Origin of the sequence: Rhodococcus sp. BE178, assembly GCF_050433545.1 — a bacterium.
Taxonomy (GTDB): domain Bacteria; phylum Actinomycetota; class Actinomycetes; order Mycobacteriales; family Mycobacteriaceae; genus Prescottella.
Genome location: NZ_JBNPXA010000020.1, coordinates 40,192 through 62,683, shown reverse-complemented (window position 1 = coordinate 62,683; position 22,492 = coordinate 40,192). Strand labels below are relative to the sequence as shown.

Here is a 22,492-nt window from a genome sequence, read left to right as displayed (position 1 = left end):
GGCTTGTCCGGGAGTGCACAGCGGCGCGAGGACATACTTCGCAGGCTCGTGGCAGACGGCTACGTCGAGGCAAAGGCGCTGTCGCGGGAGCTCTGCGTGGACGCGTCCACCATCCGGCGCGATCTGGACGCTCTCGTCCGACTCGGCAAAGCCGAACGGACACACGGTGGCGCGCGGCCGATCGCCGGTGCGATGTCCGAGATCCCCTACGCGGTCAAGGAGAGCGATCACAGGGCCGAGAAGATCGCCATCGCTCGTGCGGCCGCGGACCTCGTGAGCGACGGCGCGAGCGTCATTCTCGACAGCGGCTCCACCACCTACCAGGTCGCGGCCGCGCTGCGGCACAGGTCCGAGCTGACGATCATCACCAACGACCTGCGCATCGGAAAGTACGTCGCCACGTTCCCGGAGGTGCGCCTGCTGGTGACCGGCGGAGAACTCCTCGGGTCGGTATTCACGCTGGTCGGCGAGCGTTCGGTGGAGTTCCTCGCCGACTACTCCGTCGACTGGGCATTCCTCGGGGCCGACGCCATCGATCCCACCGCCGGGGTCACCAATACGAACACCCTCGAGGTCCCGATCAAACGGGCCATGATCGCGGCATCCGCCCGCTCGGCCGTCGTCGCAGACAGTTCGAAGTTCGGACACAGAGCACTGACGCGGGTGGCCGCGCTCGGCGAAGTCGACCTGATCATCACGGACTCCGGACTCGCCGTCGAGGATGCCGATCGGTACGGCGATGGACTCATCCGCGCCGATTCCGACGCCGAAGAGAACCGTCCGGGTGCGCGCGCCTGATACCCACATCGACGTCGACTTCCTCGATACCTTCCGGTTCCCCGACGGCGCGGGGTTTCCCGACTCGTACCGGGCCTTCGTGCGAGAACTGGGCTGGGGCAGGCTGTTCGGGCTCTGGCTCGTGTACCCGCCCGTGCGGGGCGGCTACGCCGCAGCTGCCAGGCCAGGAGCGCGATCCTCACGAGCGAAGGCCTACCGCGACGGGCAGGTCGAGGAGTTCGACTGGATGATCGAGCCGGACGGCAACTGGGCGCTCGTCGACTCGCTCCAGGTTTTCGCCATCAGCGAGAACGGCGATGTGCTGTTGTGGGACACCGCCGCTCGTGACGAGCGAGGCGAGTTCCCGGTGTACTGCTCGCAGCGGATGAATTCGCTGCGGCTGCTCGGACCGTCGCTGGATGCTGCGGCGCCGGTGCTGCGGGCGGAATCCGCGACGTTGTTCGGCGCGACCGAGGTCGACTTCGAACCGCTTGCCGCGCAGCGGCTACCGTGACCGCCCGAACCAGCGCCGCTTCGGGGCAGGGCGGGCGAGGTCGACCGCCACGTCGACGAACGACTGCACGGCGTCCTCGGAGCCGTTGTCGACGCGCTTGAACGCCTTGCCGATGGGGTCCGCGAAGGTCCCGTCAGGCAGTTCGATGCCGGGCCAGCCACCGATCTCGGTGGGCGGCTCGACCCACCTCCCTCCGGCGTGGCGGACCAGCAGCTCGCCGAGGTAGGCGCCGAACTTGAAGACGAGTTCGGCAAGGTAGTCGCTGCCGCCCTCCTGGTCGCGTATCTCGCCGAGGAAGGCGTCGACATCGCGTGCAGATGCGAGCGTGAAGGGCAGGTCGTGCCCGGTGTTGGCACGAACCGAGTGCGAACATGCCTGCGCGAGGGCAGACATGTTCTCGACGGTCGGCGGAGCGGGGAGGCGCAGCGGCCGGCCGGAGTAGGCGCCGGAGGCAGAAGTCATGAGCAGAACCTAGCCGGGATGGCTCAGGACTCCGGTGTCGCATCCGTGGCGTCGCCCGGGTCACCGGTCGTCGTCAGTGGAGATCTTCGGTGGAACCGAGTGGGGTCACCGTGCGTCTGATCCAATGAGCGGATCGTCGCCGAACGAGGGGGAAACGTGAGGTCTGTGGGACGGTGTACTGTCGTGGCCGTCGCCGCGGTCGGGGTTCTGAGCCTGGCCGGCTGCAGGTCGACGAGCGTCGAGGGTCAGGCCGACCCGGCCGCACCCGGGGCCGCAGAACCGGCATTCGACCCGTGCAGCATCCCGGACGACGCGCTGCGAGCGGCGGGGGTGGATCCGGCGTCAGAGACGCGCGACATCCTCGGGGTCAAACAGCCAGGGTGGAATCTGTGCGATTGGGGCGGTGAAAGCACAGCGGTAACGGTGTTCATTGCGGCACGCACCCTCGACGAGGTCCGAGAGAACGACCGCTTCACCGACTTCACTCCAGTCGACCTGGGCGGCCGGAAGGCCTTCACCTTCCGCGAGGCATCCGACACTCGCAATGAGTACTGCGATGTCATGTTCAGTTCTGGAACCGACACCGTGATGATCAAATCGGGCTACTTCGTCGGAAGAACTCCACCTGAAGGCCCGTGCCCCCTCGCCATTCGAAACGCCCAGGTCCTCGCTCCGACGATCCCCAACTGACAGGACGGCCGGCGCTGTGAACAGCAACTCGTGGAGTGCACTCGGTGATCAGGTCGATGCGGGTCTTCTCTACTTGGAACCTGGCGTTGCCGAGCAGTGTGCGCAACGCTGCGCCGAAATGGTCAGGGAACTCGATCGGATCAAGCGGGAGCCGCTGGACTCAGCCGTGTCGACGGCCTCGGCATCCTCCCCTCCGGAGTCGCGCTGGCCCGCAAGTTCGAGCAGAAGGCGTCCGGCGGCGCCTACCCGCTCGATCAGGCTCTGGCCGATCACATCACCGTCGTCGAGCAGATGCAGTCGGTGTTCGAGAAGATCGCGGCGAGCTTCGACGCCACCGAACAGTCGAACACACAGGCCATCACGGCGGTCGCTCCCGGCCGCTGATCCACCACCCGAGAACTCAGCACAGTCCAGCGTCGACCCAAGAACAGGTGCCGACCGCACCTGCTACCGGTCCGCGAAGTGCGCGAGCACTTGTGCCAGGCGGTTGGCGTCGGCCGGTATCTGATCGGGGGTGAAGGTCCAGTCGTTGAAGGTCCACGGGTCACACCACTCGGATCGGTCCGCGGCCGGAAGGGCGTAGCTGCGGTGGACGAGGTCGCTGTCGATCGCCTCGACGGAGGAGAAATCTTCGCCCACGATCACCATCGAAACACCCATCGACGGGCCATGCTCTGCGAGGAACGCGATCGCCGGCCAGTGCCGCTGCTCGTAGCCGAACGGGAAGTGGTTCAGAACGAGAAGCCGCTGGGGACGTGCGGAACATCGGACTCCGCCGGCCCCGTCGAGTATGCCGAGTTCGACCGACGCGGAGATCGACTCGAGGTAGGCGGCTACTTCGTCGACACCTGCGATCGTGGTTCCGTGGGGACGATGGGACAGCGCGGACGTCAGCGGTCGAAGTCCGCCGCTGAGATCGACGATATCGAGGGCAATGTCGTCGTAGGAGGCCAACATCCGCAGTGCGACAGCGAAGACGACGGCTGAAGTTCCGGGTGTGTCCGGGCCGATGATTCGAAGCGGCTGCCGGAGTGGGAACGGCAGACACACCGGGATTCGCAGTGGACCACACTGGGGGGCTGACAGTTCCCCGATGCGGATTCCGTCTGCGGTTCCGCCACCTGCACTGAGGTTGGTCCAGGCTGGAGAGTTCCAGTCTGCGAACGGTCGCGGCAGCATCGGTCCGACGGCTTGGAGTTCAGCCTCGAGGTGGGCGCTGTCTCGGCGGTATCGGATGAAGGCCTCTTCGACGACCGTGTCATGTCGCTGCTGCGCTCGTGCCCTCGCCTGCCCCGCTTCCGGGCTGTTGCGGGTGGCGGGATCGGCTACCGCCGCGGTCATCTCGTCGTCGAGGCGGGACTCTGCGAACTGGCGCGCGGCGATAAGGGCACCGGCCGAGCGAGCAGCGTCTTCCTGGATCATCCCGAACCGTTCGACGATCCTGTCCGGGTCGAGCGGCTCGATCGGCGCGTATGCGGTGGTTGGGGCTGCCATCTGCGCCGCGGGTTGTTCACTCGCGTCGTCGTCGACGTCCACGCCGTGCCGAGTGATCAGGCCCGCAAGCCCGTCGTTGTATCCCTGCCCGACTGCGCGGACCTTCCACTGCCCGGCTCGCCGGTACAGCTCCCAACAGATCACTGCCGATTCAGCGGATCTGCAGCCGACGTCGACGGTGGCGACAGGCGCTCCGCTGTGGTCGTGCAGCGTCGCGGTGAGCTGGGTGAAAGCCGCATCGGGGGCAGCGTTCGGGTCGACGCTCGCGATGCAGAGCACGGCGCCGGCATCGGACCGGACGGCGTCGAGATCGATCTCGACGCCGTCCGGTCCCAGATGGACTCCGCTCGTCCGTGGTTGGTTGTAGAACACGAAGTCGTCGGACGACAGTGCCCGGAGCGAGGAATCGGTCACCAGGGCCGACACGTCGAGTGCAGTTGCGCTGTTGGCGGTGAACCGCAGAGTCGCGGTCGACAGCACGGTGTTCTGTCCAGGCGTCAGGTGCACTGTCGGTCCTCTACGCGCCGATGAACCGGTGCAGTTGGGGTGCGGCCTCGCCGGCGTGCCGGGCCTGGATTCCCTCGCCGATCGCTTCGAGCTTCCAGTCACCGCCCGACCGGAACACCTTGGCCATGACCATGCCCGTGAATGGCATGCCACCCTGCAGGGTGTATCGGGCGAGTTCGCTGCTCGTGGTGGCGTCGACGAGCCGGCAGAAGGCGTTCTTGACCTGCTCGAAGGTGTGCCCCTTGTAGGAGGTGACCAGGAAGATGACCGTGGTGATGTACGGCGGTACCCGCGTCAGGTCGACATGGATCACCTCGTCGTCACCGTCACCGACGCCGGTGAGGTTGTCGCCCTCGTGAAGAATCGAGCCATCCTTGGACCGAAGCTGCCCGTAGTACGCGACGTCGACGATCTGGTTGTCGGCGATCAGGACGGCCGAGGCGTCGAGGTCGACGTCGACGGCGCGGCTGCCGAACATTCCTCGCTTCTCGATCGGATCCCAACCCAGGCCCATGCTCACCATGGTGAGGGCCACCCCGCCGTCCTTGCGCAGGCTCACCTTCTGGCCCTTGGTCAGGCTGACCGGGCGGCCCTTCACGAGGCTGACTTCGGCACCCGCGGCCGGGGGCGCAGGGTGAACCGGCGGCGCGGCAGGGGCCGGCGCAGCCGCAGGCGGCGCGGGGGGCGCCGGCGGCGCGACAGGAGCCGCAGGAGCGGCCGGTTCGTCGTCCACCGAGACGCCGTGGTCGGTGACCAGCGCGGCGAAACCGCCCGCGTATCCCTGCCCGACGGCGCGTACCTTCCACCCGCCCTGTCGCCGGTACAGCTCGAGTGCGATCACGATCGACTCGGTATCGAGGCCGTCGATCCGATACTCGTACAGTGTGTTTCCGTTGGCATCGGCCAGACGCGCGGTCGGAGCGCCATAGCGACCGAACGTCGACGTGGCGTCCTCGAGGGTGATGACGGTACGAATCTGGTCGATGTCGGCGGGCACCGACGCGAGTGAAACGCGCAGCGTTGCAGCCTGACCGGGCGGGCCCGGCTGCAGCTGCACGCCAGGACCGCTCGGCTGGTTGAAGAAGACGAAGTCGGCGTCGGAGCGAACCTTCCCGTTCGCGGTGACCAGAAGAGCCGACAAATCAGCGGCCGCGGTCAGATCGAGCAGGACGACGACGTCGCCGGCAGTGATCGGGGCGTTCTGCCCCTTGGTCAGCGGTGCGGTCACGGCGTTACGGCTCCTTCGATGTGAAAGTGGTCGATGCGGACATATCGGGTCAAAGATCGGGTATACACGAAGGTCGAGTCCGCCGGGTGAACCACCCGCGAACCACGCCACAGTCTCCCGCCGGCGGCGATCCTGGGTGCCACCGTGACTGCTGGGGACAGCCGCGGGTCGGATCAGGCGCTGGCGGCGTCGGTGGTGTCGACGGACTCGTTGATCGACCGGATCACCTGGACCAGGCGCATCACCTGGTCGTCGCCGAATACCTGCCCGGGTCCGTGCGGCGCCTTGTCGGTGAACGGCGACTCGAACAGCAGCGACGGATCCATCTCGCCGTGCCGTGTCAGGTGGGAGATGATCAGATTCACGAAATCGATCTGGTCCGCCGTCGCGGTCTTGCCGTGCAGGAACTCCGCGAACGCCTCGGCGGCGGACTGCTGATCAAGGCCCACGAGTGAGCGGATGAATCGGGCCAGTCCCTTGGCATTCTCGACCGCGCGTTCCAGATCCTCCGGCTCACCGGCACCACTGCGGGCGAGCATCTCCTCGAGCGAGGCGAGGTCCGCGGTCGTGAGCGGTTTGCCGTGGCGGACCTTCGACAGCGCCAGGTTGTCGGGCTGCCGCCGCAGGTAGTCGCGCACCTTCGCGGTGAACCGCTCCACATCGGTGCCCGACCGAAGCACAGGCATATCGACCTCGACGACATCACCGAGGGTGTCCTTGAAGTCGGTGTAGACGATCGTCCGCTTCTTCTTCTCGAGCAGTCCGACGATGGAGCGCAGTTCGCGGCGCGCGTGTTCGAGCATCGGCAGCGTGACGTCCTGCCACCACTCGTCACCCGCCACCTCACGCAGCAGCGCCTCCTTCGCCTTGACCTTCGGGATGTTCAGCCCCTCGTCGAGCAGGCCGTCGGCGATCTGCCGGATCGGCGCCTCGAACTTGGGCAGGGTGCCGTCGGCGTACACGACCGCCAACTGGCCGTGCAGGACGATCAGGTCGAACCTCTTGGCCAGCTCGTCGGTATCGCGCACCGTGGTCGGCAGCGGTGCGAGGTTCTCGATGATCTCGGCGACCCTCTGCTCGGAGAGCGAGTCCCACTCCGCCCGGTCGGCGTACTTCTCCACCTGACGTCGTTTCGCGCGGACGATGAAGTTGTCCAACCGCATACCCTGCACCTGCCGGTGCAGCATGTCGGCGGTGTCCGAACGCAGATCGACGTCCGCACCGCTCTTGCCCAGTGCCGCAATCAGTTCGGTCCGGGTGGCGAACAGGCGGTGCGACAGCGACGCCGCCGGCGTGCCCTCCGCGGCATCCGGGTGGGCGCTGAAGAACTCGAAGTTCCCGCACACGTCGAAGATGAAGAAGTCGGTCTTGTCCCGACCCGGCCCGTACAGGTCCTCGCAGAGCCGGGTACCGCGGCCCACCATCTGCCAGAACTTCGACCGGGCGCGGACGGGCTTGAAGAAGACGAGGTTCACCACCTCGGGGACGTCGATGCCGGTGTCGAGCATGTCGACGGAGATCGCGATCTGCGGTTCCTTGTCGCGCTGCGAGAACTGGTCGATCAGGTCCTGGTTCTGGACCACCGAATGGGTGATCACCTGCGCGAACGCACCCTTGAACTCCGGATAGTTCGCGTCGAAGCGCTCGGCGATGAAGTCGGCGTGCCGCTGATTCTTCGCGAAGACGATCGTCTTGCCGAGCCGGTCACCGCCTTCGACCTTGTGCCCCTGCGTCATCAGGATCTCGAGCACCTTGTCGACGGTGTCGGTGTTGAACAGCCACTTGTTGACGACCTCGGCGTCCACGCCGTCGGGAATCGCGGCCTCGACGACGTCGTCACCCCAGTCGAGATCCTCCCACCGCTGTTTCTCCTCGTCGCTGAGGTTCTCGTACTTGATGCCCTGCTGCGGGAAGGCCAGCGGCACCGTCACCGCACGCGGGGGCACCAGGAACTTGTCGGCGATGGCCTGTTCCAGACTGTAATCGTCTGTGGGGACACCTGTTTCAAGATTGAACAACGAGTAGGTGTTGTAGTCGACCTGATCCTTCGGGGTCGCCGTGAGCCCCAGCAGCAGCGAGTCGAAATACGAGAAGATGTGGCGGTACTTCTGGTACACCGAACGGTGCGCCTCGTCGATCACCACGAGGTCGAAGTGGCCGGGACCGAACCGCCGCTCTCCTCCGTCGACCTCGTTGATCAGGCCCATCATCGTCGGGTAGGTCGAGACATAGACGCGGCCCTCGGTGTTCTTGTCGGTCAACAGGTTCACCGGCGCCGAGTCCGGCAGGTGCGTTTTGAAGGCGTTGACCGCCTGCTTCACGAGCGCCTTGCGGTCGGCGAGGAAGAGCACCCGCTTGGCCCAGTTGGCCCGCATCAGCATGTCGGTGAGCGCGACGACGGTACGGGTCTTGCCGGACCCAGTGGCCATCACCAGCAGGGCCGCACGCTGGTTGTCGCTCTCGAAATGCTCAGCGACGCGGCGGATGGCGCGCTCCTGATAGGGCCGTCCCGCGATGTGCTTGGGCACCTCGATCGTGGCCAACTGCTTACGGGACGTTCGACGCTGGACCATCAGCGCCAGTTCGTCGCGGGTCTGGAACCCTTCGATCGGCCGCGGTGGGTACCGGGTGTCGTCCCAGATGTGGTGATCGAATCCATTGGTGTAGTAGATGATCGGGCGTCGCCCCGTCTGCAGTTCGAGGCAGTCGGCGTACAGCTTGGCCTGGTGCTGCCCCACCCGCGGATCCTTGGAGGTGCGCTTGGCCTCGACCACCGCGAGCGGCAGACCGTCGTCGCCCCACAGCACGTAGTCGACGAAGCCGTTCTTGCCGTCGGGCATGCCCTGGACGGGAAACTCGCGATCGCGCGCCCGGTCGAGCGGCCACCCCGATTCATGGAGCAACAGGTCGATGAGGTCTCGCCGGGTCTGCGCCTCGTCGTAGTCGTGGGTGTCCAGCACGGCCGCGCTGGCCGCCTGCGCCTCGGCGACCTGCGCCTTGAGTTCGGCGACGAGCTGTTCGAGCGTCGCCTTCTCCAGATCGGAGGCCTGCTTCTCGGCGTCACGGGCCGCCAACTGCGCTGCCAGATCGAGCTTCTCGGCCTCGGATTTCTCGAGCAGGGCATCCTTGGCGGCCATGTCGCCTTCGAGCTTCTTCAGCTGCGCGACGGTCTTCGCGACGACGGCCCCGCCGCCCGGCTTCGGGAGCAGGCCGGGATCGAACTGCTGCTGCGGCGACGGCTTGCTGGCCGGCTGCGTCGCATACCTGCGGGCCAGCCACGACAGCACGTGGAACAGTTCGACCAGCGCCTTGCGTCCGGCATCCGGCGGCACCGGGCGGGCCTCGTGCACCGCGGCATTGCCCAGCTTGCGGATGAGGTTCATCTTCGTCTGGAGGGCGTAACCGATGACCGCGACGAAGGCCGGGTCGTGGAGCTTCGCCGACAGATCGCTCTTGTACGGCTCCTGCAGCGACTCCACCTGGTACAGCCACTTGACCGTCAGCTCGACGGTACGGCGGGCGTAGAAACACGTGGTGCGGGCGTCGAACAGCGCGTCCCGCTCGGCCTTACGCGCCTCCGCGTGCAGTGTCGGCCACTCTGCCTGCAGAAAGTCGAAATTCCCCGCCATCGACACTCGTCCTCCCCATGTAACACCTGTCCGGTGATCTTGACACAGGGCTCCGACCGAACCGGACACGGCCGAGAAACCTCTCATCAATGCCCATTGATCAAGGTTTGAGACACCAAACTTTGATCGACTGGTTCCTGATCCAAGGATGATCACTGCAGAGATTGCGGGAGGAACCCCGCGCCGGTCCAGCAACGACCCCGCCCGCCATACCGGAGCAGCACCGTTGACGATGCGGCGCCTGCACGACGCCGATCCTGTCGGTGGTGTCTGTCAGTCTGTCCGGCTCTCGGGAACGTCGAGGGCGCGCCGCGGTACATCGGACCTCCGAACCCGCGGTGCCACTTCCCGTTACAGGAGCTCGACATGACCGGTCACACCTTCACACCCGATCTCACCGTCCCGAACGCTGCACCCTCGAAGCCCGCCAAACGCCGCCGCTGGCCGTGGATCGTCGCGCTGATCGCGGCGCTGCTCGCCGGCGTGGGTATCGGTGCCGCCGGGGCATCCGACCCGACCGGTGAGCGAACGAAAGCCGTCGAGGCCCGCGAGCAGACCGTCGCGAAGCAGGAGCAGGATCTGCAGGCGCGCAAGGACTCCGAGACCACCGCACTCGACTCCCGCAAGTCGCAACTCGACAAGCAGAGCGCCGACATCGCTCGCCGCGAGCGGGAACTGCTGCCGAAGGAACAGGCTGCCGCGAAGAACACGATCAAGGGCGACGGCATCTTCCTCGTCGGCAAGGACATCAACCCCGGCACGTACCGCAACAGCGGGACGTCCAGCTGCTACTGGCAGCGGTCCAGCGGCACGAGCGGCGACTTCGACGAGATCCTCGCCAACGGTAACGAGAACGGTCCGGCCGTCGTCACCATCCAGCCGGGCGACATCGCGTTCACCAGCAAGCGTTGTGGCACTTGGACGTTGGTGAGCTGACCCCAGCCCAGAACCGGCCCCGCTGCCATGCGTGGCGGGGTCGGGCGAGCCAGGTTTGTACGTTCCGAGTTGTCAAGAGCTACGGCGATATCGGGTACCTCGGCGCCCCGGGCCGCCGTCGACGTGAACGATTCCATTGTCGACCATCTTGGCAAGCGCATACCTGACCTGATGCGCCCCGAGTCCTGTCACCTCTGTCAACTCTCGGACGGACCTGGGCTGATCGAGCGCGTCCCAGATGGTGGACGCATTGGACGAGATCGCAATCAAGTTGGCCGGCGCCCCTGGCGCAGACACCTCGGACGCGGCAACCGGGTTGTCGAGGATCTCGACAGTGGGCACGGTCCGCTCGTTTCCTTCGACAAGGTTCGGCGCAAGATGATAAGTGGTGCCGCCCCGATCTCCGCTCGCCGCAGCGAATCCCGCGGCGACCAGGCCCTGCAACACTGCGCGGGCGGCAACCGAGTAGATCGGTGCGAACTCCTCTCGCACAAACGAATTCGTCCACTCCTGCCCATGCCGCATGGATGCGAGGATCTGCCGCTGCACGTCCGACAGCGGCGCATCCTTGACAACGGCCGCCAACCAGGACAGGTCATCGGGTGACAGCAGGGCATGGCGCGGCACGATGGCGGTGAACCTGACGCCGGTGTCATGGAACTCCGGAGGACGCATCCCTGCCTGGCGCAGTGCGGATCGCACTTCTCGAATCCCACCCCCTTCGCCCTCGACAACACGGTTCCCCATCGTCGTTCTCGTCAGTTTGCAGATCTCGTATAGGAACTCGTTGACCGCCGACTTACCTGTCGGCATTCCGAGTTGGTCTCGGCTGATCCCCCAGAGGCCACCCGGGTTCGCGATGATCAGCTTGTCGTCCCGCAAACGGATCTCCACCCGCTTGCTCTGCGTGTGTGGACCGAGATCACGGTGTACGAGCGCGTTTGCGATCAGCTCACGGACGGCGATCATCGGAATCTCACTCTGGTTGACCCCGTGACCGTCGGCGCCGTATCGAATGACGCTGCGAGTGTTACGACGCACCCACTCCATCGCATGATCGAGCATTTCGGGAATCGGCCCGTCCAGATGGACGAGATCACGTGTGCGGCCTTCCGTGCGATCAGGTAGTTCGACCGCGGCGGTGATGGCCAGCGACGGGGCGAACTGCTGAGGAAACTGCCCCAGTGCGTACAGCCCAGCAATCGTCAGAGTCGTGCCGTCCGATGCAGTCACGCCTTTCCATCGGAGGATCTGGCCGTCCGTGGCGTCCGCAAGCCGTCGTGACGACGATCTCGCTTCCGACAGAAACAACGTCACCAACCGCTTGTCGAGATCCGTCGTCGACGATCCCTGCACCGCATCCGCGTCGTATCGTGGCCGGTTTCGGAGCGCAATCAGTTGCGCTACTTCCTGATCCGACATCCGATAGTCCCCGTCGCCCTGCCGTAGGTAAGCAGCACCGCCTCTGACGAGTCGACACGGCCGGTCGGAGTCGGGAAGCCCGGCCACACCGGCAATCACAACATCGCGGCCGTCGACGATCGCATGCTCGAACGTGACGTTGACGGGTGGCGCGACGGCGTTTCTCGCTTGTGACGCAACCCCCTTCTCGATGTCAGCCACGGACGTCACACCGACGACCTCGAAGTCCCGTGCCTCGTCGATTCCGAGCAGGATGGTGCCGCCTTCGGGCATGTTGCCGAAGGCGCAGAGAGTCTCGGCCAAACCGGGACACCCACCAGAGGCGCGCTTCACTTCGATCTCCGTACGATCACCGCCGCGCGTCCGCAGATCCGCCAGGACGTCCTGTAGCCGCTCCGCTGTCCACGACATGTCCACAGGATAGTCCACCTACACACTCCATTCTATATTTGTGACTATTTGTGTATATTTCCTGTTCAAGACGTACTTTTCGCCTGAAATTCGTCGCCGATTCAGGCTCGTCTCGCTCATGAGGAGGTCAGCTGTGCATTCAAATAGGCACTCCTGTGCACAGCGGTGCGCAGAGCTGCGATCGAGTCGAGCGCTCAGCCCGGCGCCTTCAGTTGCATCCACGCAAGCACGTCGAGAATCCGGATGGCCGGGACCGCGGCCGGCAACTCCGCCCGTTCCCGCAACGCGACGAGCCGGTTGTGCAGTTCGCGGTCGTTGTCCCGCAGGGCCTGCCGGACAGGGTTGAGGTGCGCCTTCTTGGTGTCGAGAACCTCGCCGACGACGCGGTCGTAGATGGGGTACAGCCGCGGCCGCTTGCGCGCGATCAGCTTCGACGCCACGGTCCGCCCGACGCTGGGGACCGTCCACAGCGCCGTCTCCAGCCGCCACGCCGGCGACTCTGGGGTCATCTCGTCGGCCTCGTCGACGAGGTCGCGGTCGGGGCCGACCTCCCGCAGCAGCTCGGCGAACTCGTCGCGGCGCTCGCGCAGGATGATGTCGGCGCCGTCCGGGGATACCGCAACCGAGAGCAGGGTGACGGCGACCAGGTCGTCGGCGGTGAAGACGTCGACGTCGCGCTCGCGGGTTCCGCTGGAATCCCATTCGTCCCACAGCGCGCCGCTGCGCAGCCGGCCGGTCTTCACCCACGGCGCGCGGAAGTACTGCTGCAACACCTCGACTGCGGCGCCGTCGTCACCGGACGCGAGGACCTTCGGAAGACGAATCGTCATGTCAGGCCTCTTCTGTCATCACGTCGAGCACATGCTGCGCGAACCGTCGATTGTGATATTGCGCGTACGGGCCTCGACCCTTGCCGACAAGTCGCTCGGCGAGCGGGCGGATGGTCGTCTCGTCGAGGGGAAGCTCGAAGAACTGGTCGTCCGCGCCCTCGTCGGAGAGGAACCAGTCGATCACCACACCGTCGCCGTCCGCGGAGGCCAAGTCAGTCTTCCGGAAGCGCAGCAACGGGTTTGCCATCGTGAGGCCGTCGAGGCTGTACCCGGTGCCGCGCATCAGCTCGGACAACGACGTGTACAGCACGGTGCGGTAGTCGACGGTCTCGCCGTTCTCCGTGTACCGCTCCACGTAGAGCACCTCCATCGGTCCGATGTTGAGGGTGAAGAGACGTTCGCTCTCGCCGGTCTTGTTCGTCGTCGGAAGGCACGTCAGCGTCCATTTGTCCACCTCGCCCGACGCCGCGTCGTCGAATGCGGACGAAAGATAACCGGCGATCAGGTCGACCACCACCTCGAAGAACGGTTCCTGGCGCAGCCGTTCGAAGTTCTCGTCGCTTGCCGCCGGATGGATTTCACTCATGACTGTCCTCGAGTTCGATGGTGGGTTCGTCCGTGACCGCGGCAAGTGCGGCACGGATGTCGACGGCGCTGCCGGCGAGGTCGACGGTGAGGAAACGGTAGCGGTGGCCCTGAATGCGGACCGACTCGTCGAGGTGCTCCCCCACCGTCGTATACAGCAGCACCCCCTCAGCGGTGGCGGCGAGCGCGTCCTGCTCGTGCTGCGACTGGATGTAGGCGTACAGCTGAAAGACGTGTCCACGAGCGAGTTTGAGGGCGCCGTACCGGTTGGACTTGAGCGCGTCGGTGAACTTGGTCTCGACGACGATCCGCCGGTCGACGGTCTCGAGGATGGTGTCGGCCCGCATCACCGGCAGGATCTGACGCACCCGGCTCGTCGCCTCCTCGGTAGGCCAGCGGAGCGTCTTCTCGCCCGCATGCACCTGCCACGGCGCGGTGAGGGTGGCGCGATAGAACCCGCGCACCGCGGCCTCATAGAGGCGACGCATCTCGGCGACGTCCCGCGATGCCGCCCAGCGGTGACCGGATCCGTCCTCCTCGGTCGGAATATCCATCGCCAGAATCAGTTTCGCGGCGTCGACGGCAGACACGTCGGTCGCCTCGTTGCGGCCGAGGACGACGCCGACGACATCGCCCCGTCTGATGGGCCGGGGCGAGACGCCGGCCTGGACGAGGGTGGCGGCGAGCCGGCGGCACCGCGCCGAGAGTCGTTCGCTGCGCACCCGTCCCGCAGCGACGGCGAGGGCGGTGCGCATCAGCCGGTTCCGCGGATTGTCCACGGACAGTTCGGTGAACCGGCACGCGACGCGACCGCGGGAGAGGAGTTGTCGGGTCGTCGTCTCGAGCACGTCGATCTGGCCCCGCACCCGGGTGAGCGCGGCGCGGCGCGGCCTGTAGGCCTGGCCGAGGGTGCGCTGCAGCCGGGTCTCGACGGCGTCGGCGAGGATCTCGGCGACCACGTCGCACAGGTCTTCCGGATTCTCTTCGACGCCGCCGCGGCGCAGCGACTCGTCGGCCCGGTACAGGCTCGACGCGTACAGCATCAGCAGCCACAGGTTCCGGACCGGGATCCGGGTGCGGCCGCTGACGATCACGCCGGTCACAGCGGATACCCGAGCAGTGCCTCCGCTTCCTTCCGCACGCGCTCCGGGTCGTCGAACCAGTACTCGTCGAGCAGCGGACGGATCTCGGAGTCCACCACCTGCCGCAGCCAGCTGTCCGGGTCGCCGATGCGGGTCTTGCCGGACGGCGTGAAGAAGCTGTGCCCGATCCGGTACTGGTCGCCGAGCGAGCGGTCCGCCGCGATGCTGTCGTTGAGCGCGTCGATGCGGTGCGCCAGCGCGGCGAGGAAGGCGTCGGGGATGCCGTTGTGCTCGGACACCCAGCGGCGCCACGCCTCATTGAGGTTGGGTTCGAGGTTGCGGAAGGCGAAGCGGCGGCGGAGCGCGAAGTCGACGATCGCGAGGGAGCGGTCGGCGAGGTTCATGGTGCCAATGATGTAGAGGTTCTCGGGCAGGTACGTGGGCGGTTCGCCGGGGCGGCGGTAGGACAGTTCGAGGGCCTCGTCGGGTGTCCGTTTGCTGTTCTCGAGGAGCGTGAGCAGTTCACCGAAGATCTGGGCGAGGTTGCCGCGGTTGATCTCCTCGATGACGACGACGTGATTGTGCCCGGGGTCGGCCTGGGCGGCATTGACGATGTCGAGGAAGATGCCGTCCTCGAGCTGCAGCTTGCCGTCGCCGCTGGGCCGCCATCCTCGGATGAAGTCCTCGTACGCCAGGGTGGGATGGAACTGGATGGCGCGCAGCAGGTTCCGATCCTTGCCACCGATGAGGGCGTAGCCGAGGCGCTTGGCGAGCCAGGTCTTGCCGGTGCCGGGCGGGCCCTGCAGGATGAGGTTCTTCTTGATACGCAGGGCATCCAGGTAGTCGCCGAGCACCGGGGCGGGGACGAAGCAGCCGTCGGCGACGATGTCGGCGAGCGTGTAGCCCTGCTGGGCGCCCTGCAGTTCCTCGTCGTCCGCACCGATCTCGTCGTCCACGTCGGGCGCCTCGGCGAGGCCGGCGTCGTCGCCGAAGCGATCGACCCAGTACGGAGCGTTGCGGAAACGATCGATGTCCTGTTCGATGCCCTCGAATGCGAAGTCGATGAGCGCATCCGTCCGCCAGTCGCCCGGCTGGATCTTCCACACCGTCCGCTGGTTCGTGTAGAAGTACCACTCCCGAATCGGCTCTCGCGAATCCCATTCCACGTCGAGGGTGCGACCGTCGCCGTGGTTCCGGGTGACCGTTCCAGTCGCTTTGACTGCCATCACCGAGACCTTGTTTCCATTGGCCTCGAATGGCAGGTCGTAGAGGCGGGTATAGGCGGCCTTGATGGCGATGCGTTCGCCAACTTCGATCGACTGGACCTCGTCGAGATACTTGTCCTCGTAGCCGTTGCGCCAGATACCCTCCTCCACGAAGGTATCGGTCAGGTCCTCGACCGCCTCCCCGTAGTAGTACGCACCGACGAACCAGTACGACGGCCCGTCCTCGATTGCGTCCTTCGGAGAAGCCTTGCGCGGCTTGGGAACGTATTCCTGAAAGGCCGGGACGGCGACGAGATCCGCCTCGGTGATCATCTCCGGATGCTCGGCGAGAAGTTGATGCCCGAAGTCGGTGATCTCGGAGTAGCCGTTGCGAACCTGGGTAACCGCACCCGCGCGTTTCAGCATCGACAGCGCCCACCCGACACGGTTCTCGGCGCGACTCTGGCCGGAGTTCAGACGCTCCTCACGCTGACCGTCGGTCAGCTGCATCGCATCGGCGACGGCCTCGCGTAGGTCGGCGGTTCGCCATGTCTGGCCGTCCGATAGCACCACAAGCGTTGGACGGACGAACACCGGCCAGGCGGGGAGAATCGCACTCTCGTAGCCAGGGATCACAATTCACCTCGGAACGCTCGGGACTGAAGAGAGGCGAAGAGGGCGTCGAGTTCGGCGAGCGCAGCGCGGTGAGCACTCTGCACCATTTCGATTTGTCCGACGCGCTCCACAAAGGCCCGCTGTGTCGCGATGGGCGGCACAAGCATTGGAAGTTCGCGAATCGGGCCTTGGAAGAGATTCGCCTGACTTGACGCGTTCGCGCGCTGCTGCATCATCGCCTGCATTCGCGGGGTTCGCAGATAGTGCATCGCGAACTCTGGCAGCACCCACTCACTCGAGAAACGAACAAGTGCAACGCTGCGCACCAATGAGAAAGGCGCCATATCAGGAACGACTGCTACTCGACCAATCGAGCCAGAGCACGAAATAAGGATGTCCCCCGCCGTCGGATTGCAGCGTCGACTTATTCTCTCGTACTCAGCTTCTCCAACGTAGTCAACATCTGTGAGATCAAGTGTCCCGTGCTGAACATTCCGGGCAGATAGGAGGAGGATGCCCGCTGATGCCCGCTTCGGCGTCTGGTGTTCTCCATCAGTAACTTGCAGAGCAACGTCACCGAGTTTGCGGACTGGCGACCCGTCGTCCCCGCGGCCATCGTCGAACATGTCGGTGAAAATCGACTGGGTCAACTCGTCGAAGCGAGTGAGGGCATCGCGGCGCTTGGCGCGGAGGGCGTCGGCGTGGTCGAGGATCGCGGCGATTCGGCGCTGCTCTGCAATCGACGGCATCGGAATCGCCAGCGACTTGAGGAAGTCGGCCGGAACGCGACGCTGGCCGCCGCTACCGGTCATCCTGCGTTCCCCATCGATGCGAATCCACTCCTGCCGAAGGAAATGCAGGCCGTATCGGTGGTCGAGCTGATCGTTCTTTGACCGCAAGACATGGAACTCCGTCGACCCGAAACCGTATGGCCGGGCCGTTGAGGCCTGGACGATCTTGCCGTTCTGGAAACACGGCGTGATCTTCGCAACGAGGATGTCGCCCGATTCAAAAGGAGTGAATCCCCGTCGCACATCATCGAACGGACGCTCCACACCCTCGGTGGTTGTCCCATCCTCCGAAGCGTCAGCCATGCCGAGGAATGAGACGGGTTGATCCGGCGCAAGCGATTCGCGAAGTCGTGGATTCATATCGGCGATATCTCCCAGCATCACCGTTGGCCATTTCGTCACTGGGCGCCCCCCGCCAGCATCTCCCGTAGCTGCGCCATGCCGTCACCGATCTCCTTCTCGATCCGCTCCAGTTCGTCGAGAATCACCTCCGGCGCCCGGTGCTCGATCTCCTCGTGGACGATCTCCTTGTACCGATTCAGCGACAGGTCGTACCCCTGCGCCGCGATGTCGTCCTTCGGCACGCAGAAGCTCTGCTCCGTCCGCGCGCGATCGATCTCGGAACCTTCGCGATCGGCCCAGCGCCGCAACACATCCGGCAGATTGTTCTTCTCGTGCTCCGACTCGTCGAGCACCGCCGACACCCCGAGCTTGTCCTCGTCGAGCAGAGCGTTTCGTCGATCGTCCAGCGAGTACCCATCGGCCTGGACGTCGTAGAACCAGACGTTGTCGGTGCCGCCCGACTCGGTCTTGGTGAAGAACAGGATCGCCGTCGACACACCCGCATACGGCTTGAACACGCCCGACGGCAGCTTCACCACCGCATCGAGCTTCTGGTCCTCGACCAGGATCCGACGAAGTTCCTTGTGCGCCTTCGACGAACCGAACAAGACGCCGTCCGGCACGATCACCGCAGCACGACCGCCCGGCTTGAGCAGCCGCAGGAACAGCGCCAGGAACAGCAGCTCGGTCTTCTTCGTCTTGACGATCTGCTGCAGATCCTTCGCGGTGTTCTCGTAGTCCAGCGAACCCGCGAACGGAGGATTGGCCAGGATCAGCGAGTACGCGCCCGCATCACCGGTGTTGGCCTCCGCCAACGAGTCCCGATACCGGACGTCGGGCTGCTCCACCCCGTGTAGCAGCATGTTCATCGAGCCGATTCGCAGCATCGTGTTGTCGAAGTCGAAGCCGTGGAACATGTCGTGGTGATACTGCTCCCGGCCCGCGCCCGACGCGATCGCGTCGGCGTGATTGGCGCGCATGTACTCGCTCGCCACCACGAGGAAGCCGCAGGTACCGGATGCCGGGTCCACGATCCGGTCGCCGGGCTTGGGCGCCATCATCTCGACCATCAGCTGGATGATGTGCCTCGGCGTGCGGAACTGCCCGTTCTGGCCGGCGCTGGCGATCTTCGCGAGCAGATACTCGTAGATGTCACCCTTAGTATCCAGATCGCCCATTGGCACCTGGTCGAGGCGGTCGATCACCCGCTGCAACATGCCCGCGTTGGGGATCGTCAGCCGCGCGTCCTTCATGAAGTGCGCATAGGTGGAGTCGTCGCCGCGCATGGTCTTGATGAAGGGGAACACCCGCTGATCGACGACGGCGAACGCCTCGTCGGCGGACATGTTCTTCATCCGCGACCAGCGCAGCTCGTCGTAGTCGCGGCCCTGCTCGTCGGTGCCGACCGGGAAGGGATTGCCGGTGACCGGTGTGCCGAGCATGTTGGCGCGGCTGAGCGCGAGGGTCTGCTCATCGTCGAGCCGCCGAATGAACAGCAGATACGTGATCTGCTCCATCACCTCGAGCGGGTTGGAGATGCCGCCGGTCCAGAACGCGTCCCAGACGGCGTCGACTTTACTTTTGATCTCACCAGTGATCACGGGTACCGCTACCTGCCTGTTCTGCTCGACGACGACCAACAGAACTGTATAGACCCAGCCACCGACAGCCCTCGTGGATGCCTATCCGCTCGTCCGGCCGACCAAACATGTCAGTGATCCGTGCCATTCTGTTCGGCTTCTCACCGGAGGGGCATCCGCTGCCGGAAATCACGGCGCGCGATCCACCGTGTTCAGGAGAACGATGAACGACAACACCGACGACGAACTCGCAATCGCCCACGCGGTGACACGAGAACACCGCCAATTCTGGTATCGCATTGCCAGACAGATCACGATCTCGCTGACCATCTACGCACTTTTCGCCGCCGTGATGTGGGTGAGCCGCTGGCTCTCGACCACGGGCGCGGACGCCTCACCTGAGCCGCAGCTGGAGCTCACTCTCGCCCCTGAGTCCGGTGCGGCGGTCATGGCCGTCCTCGCCACGATCGTCATCGCACTCAACGTGGCCGTCTGGGCAGGACGCTCCACGGAGATAAGCGATGTCGTCGCGCACACACGCCGGCGCTACCTCTCGATCTGCGGCATGGCCACCGGAAATATCGCCGTACTTGTGGGCCTCGCTGTTCTGTTCCACGACGCACCCAGCAAAGTAACCCTCTTCTCTCCGGTGTTGCTCGCAGGCGCATTCATACTGTCAGTGGTGAGCAGCGACGTCGCTCCCCTGATCGGTAAGGACATCCCGGTCCAGCGACGCATTCCGGAAGCAGAAGAGCGAGTCAAGATTCGGGCACTGACCGCAGTGGCCGACCGGTGGTCCGAGCCGAATCGCACGGTCCGAACGCGCCTGGCTCTGTGGACGGCGCTGGACATCGCTTCGATCGTCCTCGCCGCCGCACTTCCACTCATCGCGCTCTGGTCGTTCCGAGCAGTTGCAGACGATCACCCGGTCCACTGGTGGCGCGCTCTGGCAGTGACGGCGGGTACGGCTCTGTTCACGACCCTCCTTGCGATCTACACGATCTACGGAACCGTGCGGCACTTCGTCACTCGCCGCTTCACGAATGCTCTGATGACCTCGCTGATCGGGAGTCTCACCTATGTACTCCTCGCACTAAGCCTCGCACTCGCAGACACCACATCGCTCGCCGGCGGGATAGCCCTGACCCTGATCGTCCCGCCAATCCTGATCGGCTTCGCGCTGGCCAAGGGAGTGCGGTGCGGCTTTCCCGGCTGGACCGCGAAGCCGAACGTATACCGCAGCATCGTTCGCGACCTCGCAAACCAACAGGCCCGACGAACGAACCCTCAGGACCATAATCGCTGGACGCAGCGGACCAATCGGATCCGCGACTGGTTCGACACGGTCACCGGTATGAGCGGTCTACGTGCCCCCGCGGGTCAGGATTGACACAGCCGCACCGACTCGACGGCCCTTCCGTCAGGCGCTCGGCGACCCCATCCGATAGTCGTCGAGCGGGAAGCTCCGCGCCTCCGTGAACGCGTTGGCCGTCGACGTCGGACGCAGCAGGGCGGCCTCACCGTGTTGGTTGAAGTAGTACGACCGCGCCGAGCCGCATCTGCCACCGTAGAAGACGGAGTCGTCGAGGTTCGCCGTCATCCGGTCGAGGAACCGGGCGTTGGCGTCCTCGGTCACCTCGAAGACGTCGGTGCTCCGGCGGCGCATCTCGGTCAGGAGTCGCGTCATGTGCGCCATCTGCGACTCGATCGTGGTGAAGTACGACAGGCCGCTGTACGAGTACGGGCTCGCGAGGGTGAGGAAGTTCGGGAACTTCGGCACCGCGACGCCCTCGTACGCCTGGAAGCGGTTGTCGCGCCACCATTTCCCGAGGTTGAGGCCGTCGCGTCCGATGACCTCGATGGCAGGGAAGTTCACGTCCCACAGGTTGAACCCGGTTGCCAGGATCAGGGTGTCGATCTCGGTGCGACGGCCATCGGTGGTGACGATCGCGTCGGGTTCGATCCGTGCGATCGACGTCGTCTCGAGGTTCACGTTCTTCTTCGTGAAGGTCCGGTAGTAGCTGTTGGAGAACGTGGGTCGCTTGCACCCGAAGTCGTAGTCGGGGGTCAGTTTGCGGCGCAGATCGGCGTCGGGCACCTGTGCGCGCAGGAACAGCCGTGACGCCGCCGCGGCCCCCTTGTTGAGGATCTTCGCCTGCCGGTAGTGCAGCACCGCGCTGACCATGATGCCCTCGAGGATCGTGTCGCTGACGAAGCGGGCCACACGTTGCGTCGCCGGAACACGCGAGAAGAGTCGTTGCACGACACCGGGAATCGGAACGTCGGCCTTCGGCACCACCCAGATCGGGGTGCGCTGGTAGACGGTGAGTTCGCTCGCCTTCCGGGCGACCTCGGGGATCAACTGGACGGCGGTCGCACCGGTACCGATGATCGCGGCCCGCGACCCGGCCAGGTCGATACCGTCCTCCCACGCGGTGGTGTGCAGGACGCGACCGGAGAACGTGTCGATTCCGTCGATGTCCGGCAGCTGCGGCTGCGACAGGAATCCGGTCGCGGTGAGCAGGTAGCGCCCGGTCACCTGTTCGCCGCTCTCGAGAGACACCTCCCAGTGCCGGGCGGTCTCGTCCCAGCAGGTGCCGGTGACGACCGTCCGGAACCGCATGTACCGGCGCAGGTCGTACTTGTCGGCGACGTGCTCGGCGTACCGCTTGAGTTCGGCGCCCGGCGCGAACAGCCGTGACCAGTACGGATTCGGCTCGAAGGAGTACGAGTAGGTGACCGAGGCGATGTCCACGGCCAGGCCCGGGTAGCGGTTGACGTGCCACGTGCCGCCGAGGTCGTCCTCGCGTTCGAGGATCGCCAGGTTCGTCAGGCCGAGCCGATTGAGCGCGATCGCCGCACCCATCCCGCCGAAGCCGGCACCGACGATCACGGCGTCGTACTGCGTGTTCCGCTCCACAGCTTCACCCTCCCCAGATATGTGTCACTTTCAGTGTCACTCATCTGTCCGGGTGTGGCCAGGGTTTCGGCTCGATCGGTCGCCGACGCCGCGTCGCCCGCGCCGGCCGTCCGGTCTCAGGCGCGCGCGTCGACCGCCGCGACGGCGTCGATCTCGACCGTCGCGCCGTATGGAAGCCCGCTCACCTCGACGAAGGTGCGGGCAGGACGCGGAGCGTCGAAGAGACGCTCGAACTATCGGTTCGTCTCCTCGCGCAACGACAGGTCGGTCACGAAGTAGGTGAGCTTCACGACGTCCTTCAGTTCGCCGCCGACCGTCGCCAGTCGCTCGACCATCCGGTCGACCGCAGCGTCGAGCGCTGCCATGCGGCCGGGCACCGGAACCCCCGTCGCATCGACGGACAGTGCGCCGGAGACGAATACGAGCCCCGCGGCCACGAACGCCGGGCTGTACGGCGCGGCTCCCCGGTCTC

Annotated in this window: 18 protein-coding genes and 1 pseudogene; 6 read left to right on the top strand and 13 right to left on the bottom strand. The window is 65.5% G+C overall.

The features are described 5' to 3' along the window. Positions 1 to 3 precede the first annotated feature (3 nt). Positions 4 to 798 carry a DeoR/GlpR family DNA-binding transcription regulator gene (locus J2X34_RS25855; RefSeq protein ID WP_114724019.1) on the top strand — a complete coding sequence of 265 codons (795 nt, stop codon included), beginning with the start codon at positions 4 to 6 and terminating at the stop codon, positions 796 to 798. Further along, a complete protein-coding gene (locus J2X34_RS25850; protein WP_114724018.1) occupies positions 785 to 1,291 on the top strand; it encodes an SMI1/KNR4 family protein in 507 nt (168 codons plus the stop codon). Before J2X34_RS25855 ends, J2X34_RS25850 begins: the two co-directional genes overlap by 14 nt. On the opposite strand, the gene J2X34_RS25845 is transcribed toward J2X34_RS25850, so the two are convergent. Continuing rightward, a complete protein-coding gene (locus tag J2X34_RS25845) occupies positions 1,283 to 1,753 on the bottom strand; it encodes a hypothetical protein (RefSeq protein ID WP_174907384.1) in 471 nt (156 codons plus the stop codon). The genes J2X34_RS25850 and J2X34_RS25845 overlap by 9 nt on opposite strands. Before the next feature lie 183 nt (positions 1,754 to 1,936). On the opposite strand from J2X34_RS25845, the gene J2X34_RS25840 reads away from it, so the two are divergent. Beyond that, positions 1,937 to 2,443 carry a DUF3558 family protein gene (locus tag J2X34_RS25840; RefSeq protein ID WP_429520120.1) on the top strand — a complete coding sequence of 169 codons (507 nt, stop codon included), beginning with the start codon at positions 1,937 to 1,939 and terminating at the stop codon, positions 2,441 to 2,443. Positions 2,444 to 2,539: 96 nt separating this feature from the next. Next, entirely contained in the window at positions 2,540 to 2,827 is a 288-nt protein-coding gene (locus J2X34_RS25835) for a hypothetical protein (RefSeq protein WP_429520119.1), read from the top strand. A gap of 63 nt (positions 2,828 to 2,890) precedes the next feature. Here the strand turns inward: J2X34_RS25835 and J2X34_RS25830 are convergent, their stop codons facing one another. The 3 genes from J2X34_RS25830 to J2X34_RS25820 form a co-directional block, all read right to left on the bottom strand. Continuing rightward, on the bottom strand, positions 2,891 to 4,444 hold the full coding sequence (locus J2X34_RS25830; RefSeq protein WP_429520118.1) for a TerD family protein: 1,554 nt from the start codon (positions 4,442 to 4,444) through the stop codon (positions 2,891 to 2,893). 10 nt (positions 4,445 to 4,454) lie between these two features. Continuing rightward, positions 4,455 to 5,672, bottom strand: a complete 1,218-nt coding sequence (locus J2X34_RS25825) for a TerD family protein (protein WP_114724013.1) — start codon at positions 5,670 to 5,672, stop codon at positions 4,455 to 4,457. A gap of 173 nt (positions 5,673 to 5,845) precedes the next feature. Beyond that, positions 5,846 to 9,301, bottom strand: a complete 3,456-nt coding sequence (locus J2X34_RS25820) for a DEAD/DEAH box helicase family protein (protein ID WP_429520117.1) — start codon at positions 9,299 to 9,301, stop codon at positions 5,846 to 5,848. A gap of 366 nt (positions 9,302 to 9,667) precedes the next feature. On the opposite strand from J2X34_RS25820, the gene J2X34_RS25815 reads away from it, so the two are divergent. Further along, positions 9,668 to 10,237, top strand: coding sequence for a hypothetical protein (locus tag J2X34_RS25815; RefSeq protein WP_429520116.1), 570 nt, complete (start codon positions 9,668 to 9,670; stop codon positions 10,235 to 10,237). A gap of 72 nt (positions 10,238 to 10,309) precedes the next feature. Here J2X34_RS25815 and J2X34_RS25810 read toward each other — a convergent pair whose 3' ends face one another. The 7 genes from J2X34_RS25810 to J2X34_RS25780 form a co-directional block, all read right to left on the bottom strand. Beyond that, complete coding sequence (locus J2X34_RS25810; protein WP_429520115.1) at positions 10,310 to 12,088, bottom strand: ATP-binding protein; 1,779 nt, start codon at positions 12,086 to 12,088, stop codon at positions 10,310 to 10,312. Positions 12,089 to 12,264: 176 nt separating this feature from the next. Continuing rightward, on the bottom strand, positions 12,265 to 12,900 hold the full coding sequence (locus J2X34_RS25805; RefSeq protein ID WP_429520114.1) for a DUF6308 family protein: 636 nt from the start codon (positions 12,898 to 12,900) through the stop codon (positions 12,265 to 12,267). 1 nt (position 12,901) lies between these two features. Then, positions 12,902 to 13,486, bottom strand: coding sequence for a hypothetical protein (locus J2X34_RS25800; protein WP_429520113.1), 585 nt, complete (start codon positions 13,484 to 13,486; stop codon positions 12,902 to 12,904). Further along, complete coding sequence (gene mcrC, locus J2X34_RS25795) at positions 13,479 to 14,588, bottom strand: 5-methylcytosine-specific restriction endonuclease system specificity protein McrC (RefSeq protein WP_429520112.1); 1,110 nt, start codon at positions 14,586 to 14,588, stop codon at positions 13,479 to 13,481. Before mcrC ends, J2X34_RS25800 begins: the two co-directional genes overlap by 8 nt. Beyond that, positions 14,585 to 16,366 carry an AAA family ATPase gene (locus tag J2X34_RS25790; RefSeq protein ID WP_429520134.1) on the bottom strand — a complete coding sequence of 594 codons (1,782 nt, stop codon included), beginning with the start codon at positions 16,364 to 16,366 and terminating at the stop codon, positions 14,585 to 14,587. The genes mcrC and J2X34_RS25790 overlap by 4 nt, the downstream gene beginning before the upstream one ends. Before the next feature lie 38 nt (positions 16,367 to 16,404). Continuing rightward, positions 16,405 to 17,580, bottom strand: a complete 1,176-nt coding sequence (locus J2X34_RS25785) for a restriction endonuclease subunit S (RefSeq protein WP_429520111.1) — start codon at positions 17,578 to 17,580, stop codon at positions 16,405 to 16,407. Further along, positions 17,577 to 19,121 carry a type I restriction-modification system subunit M gene (locus J2X34_RS25780; protein WP_429520110.1) on the bottom strand — a complete coding sequence of 515 codons (1,545 nt, stop codon included), beginning with the start codon at positions 19,119 to 19,121 and terminating at the stop codon, positions 17,577 to 17,579. Before J2X34_RS25780 ends, J2X34_RS25785 begins: the two co-directional genes overlap by 4 nt. Before the next feature lie 202 nt (positions 19,122 to 19,323). Here J2X34_RS25780 and J2X34_RS25775 point away from each other — a divergent pair, with 202 nt between their 5' ends. Beyond that, on the top strand, positions 19,324 to 20,490 hold the full coding sequence (locus J2X34_RS25775; RefSeq protein WP_429520109.1) for a hypothetical protein: 1,167 nt from the start codon (positions 19,324 to 19,326) through the stop codon (positions 20,488 to 20,490). A gap of 30 nt (positions 20,491 to 20,520) precedes the next feature. Here the strand turns inward: J2X34_RS25775 and J2X34_RS25770 are convergent, their stop codons facing one another. Continuing rightward, the gene (locus J2X34_RS25770; RefSeq protein ID WP_429520133.1) at positions 20,521 to 21,966 is read right to left on the bottom strand and encodes a flavin-containing monooxygenase; all 1,446 of its coding nucleotides are present in this window, start codon (positions 21,964 to 21,966) and stop codon (positions 20,521 to 20,523) included. A gap of 170 nt (positions 21,967 to 22,136) precedes the next feature. Continuing rightward, positions 22,137 to 22,475, bottom strand: a pseudogene (locus J2X34_RS25765) (RidA family protein); the annotation flags it as partial. Between the last annotated feature and the right edge of the window lie 17 nt (positions 22,476 to 22,492).

Coding starts and splice junctions, on each gene's coding strand:
- J2X34_RS25805 (WP_429520114.1), bottom strand. CDS start 12,900: ATGACGATTCGTCTTCCGAAGGTCCTCGCGTCCGGTGACGACGGCGCC.
- J2X34_RS25800 (WP_429520113.1), bottom strand. CDS start 13,486: ATGAGTGAAATCCATCCGGCGGCAAGCGACGAGAACTTCGAACGGCTG.
- J2X34_RS25775 (WP_429520109.1), top strand. CDS start 19,324: ATGAACGACAACACCGACGACGAACTCGCAATCGCCCACGCGGTGACA.
- J2X34_RS25845 (WP_174907384.1), bottom strand. CDS start 1,753: ATGACTTCTGCCTCCGGCGCCTACTCCGGCCGGCCGCTGCGCCTCCCC.
- J2X34_RS25820 (WP_429520117.1), bottom strand. CDS start 9,301: ATGGCGGGGAATTTCGACTTTCTGCAGGCAGAGTGGCCGACACTGCAC.
- J2X34_RS25770 (WP_429520133.1), bottom strand. CDS start 21,966: ATGGGTGCGGCGATCGCGCTCAATCGGCTCGGCCTGACGAACCTGGCG.
- J2X34_RS25815 (WP_429520116.1), top strand. CDS start 9,668: ATGACCGGTCACACCTTCACACCCGATCTCACCGTCCCGAACGCTGCA.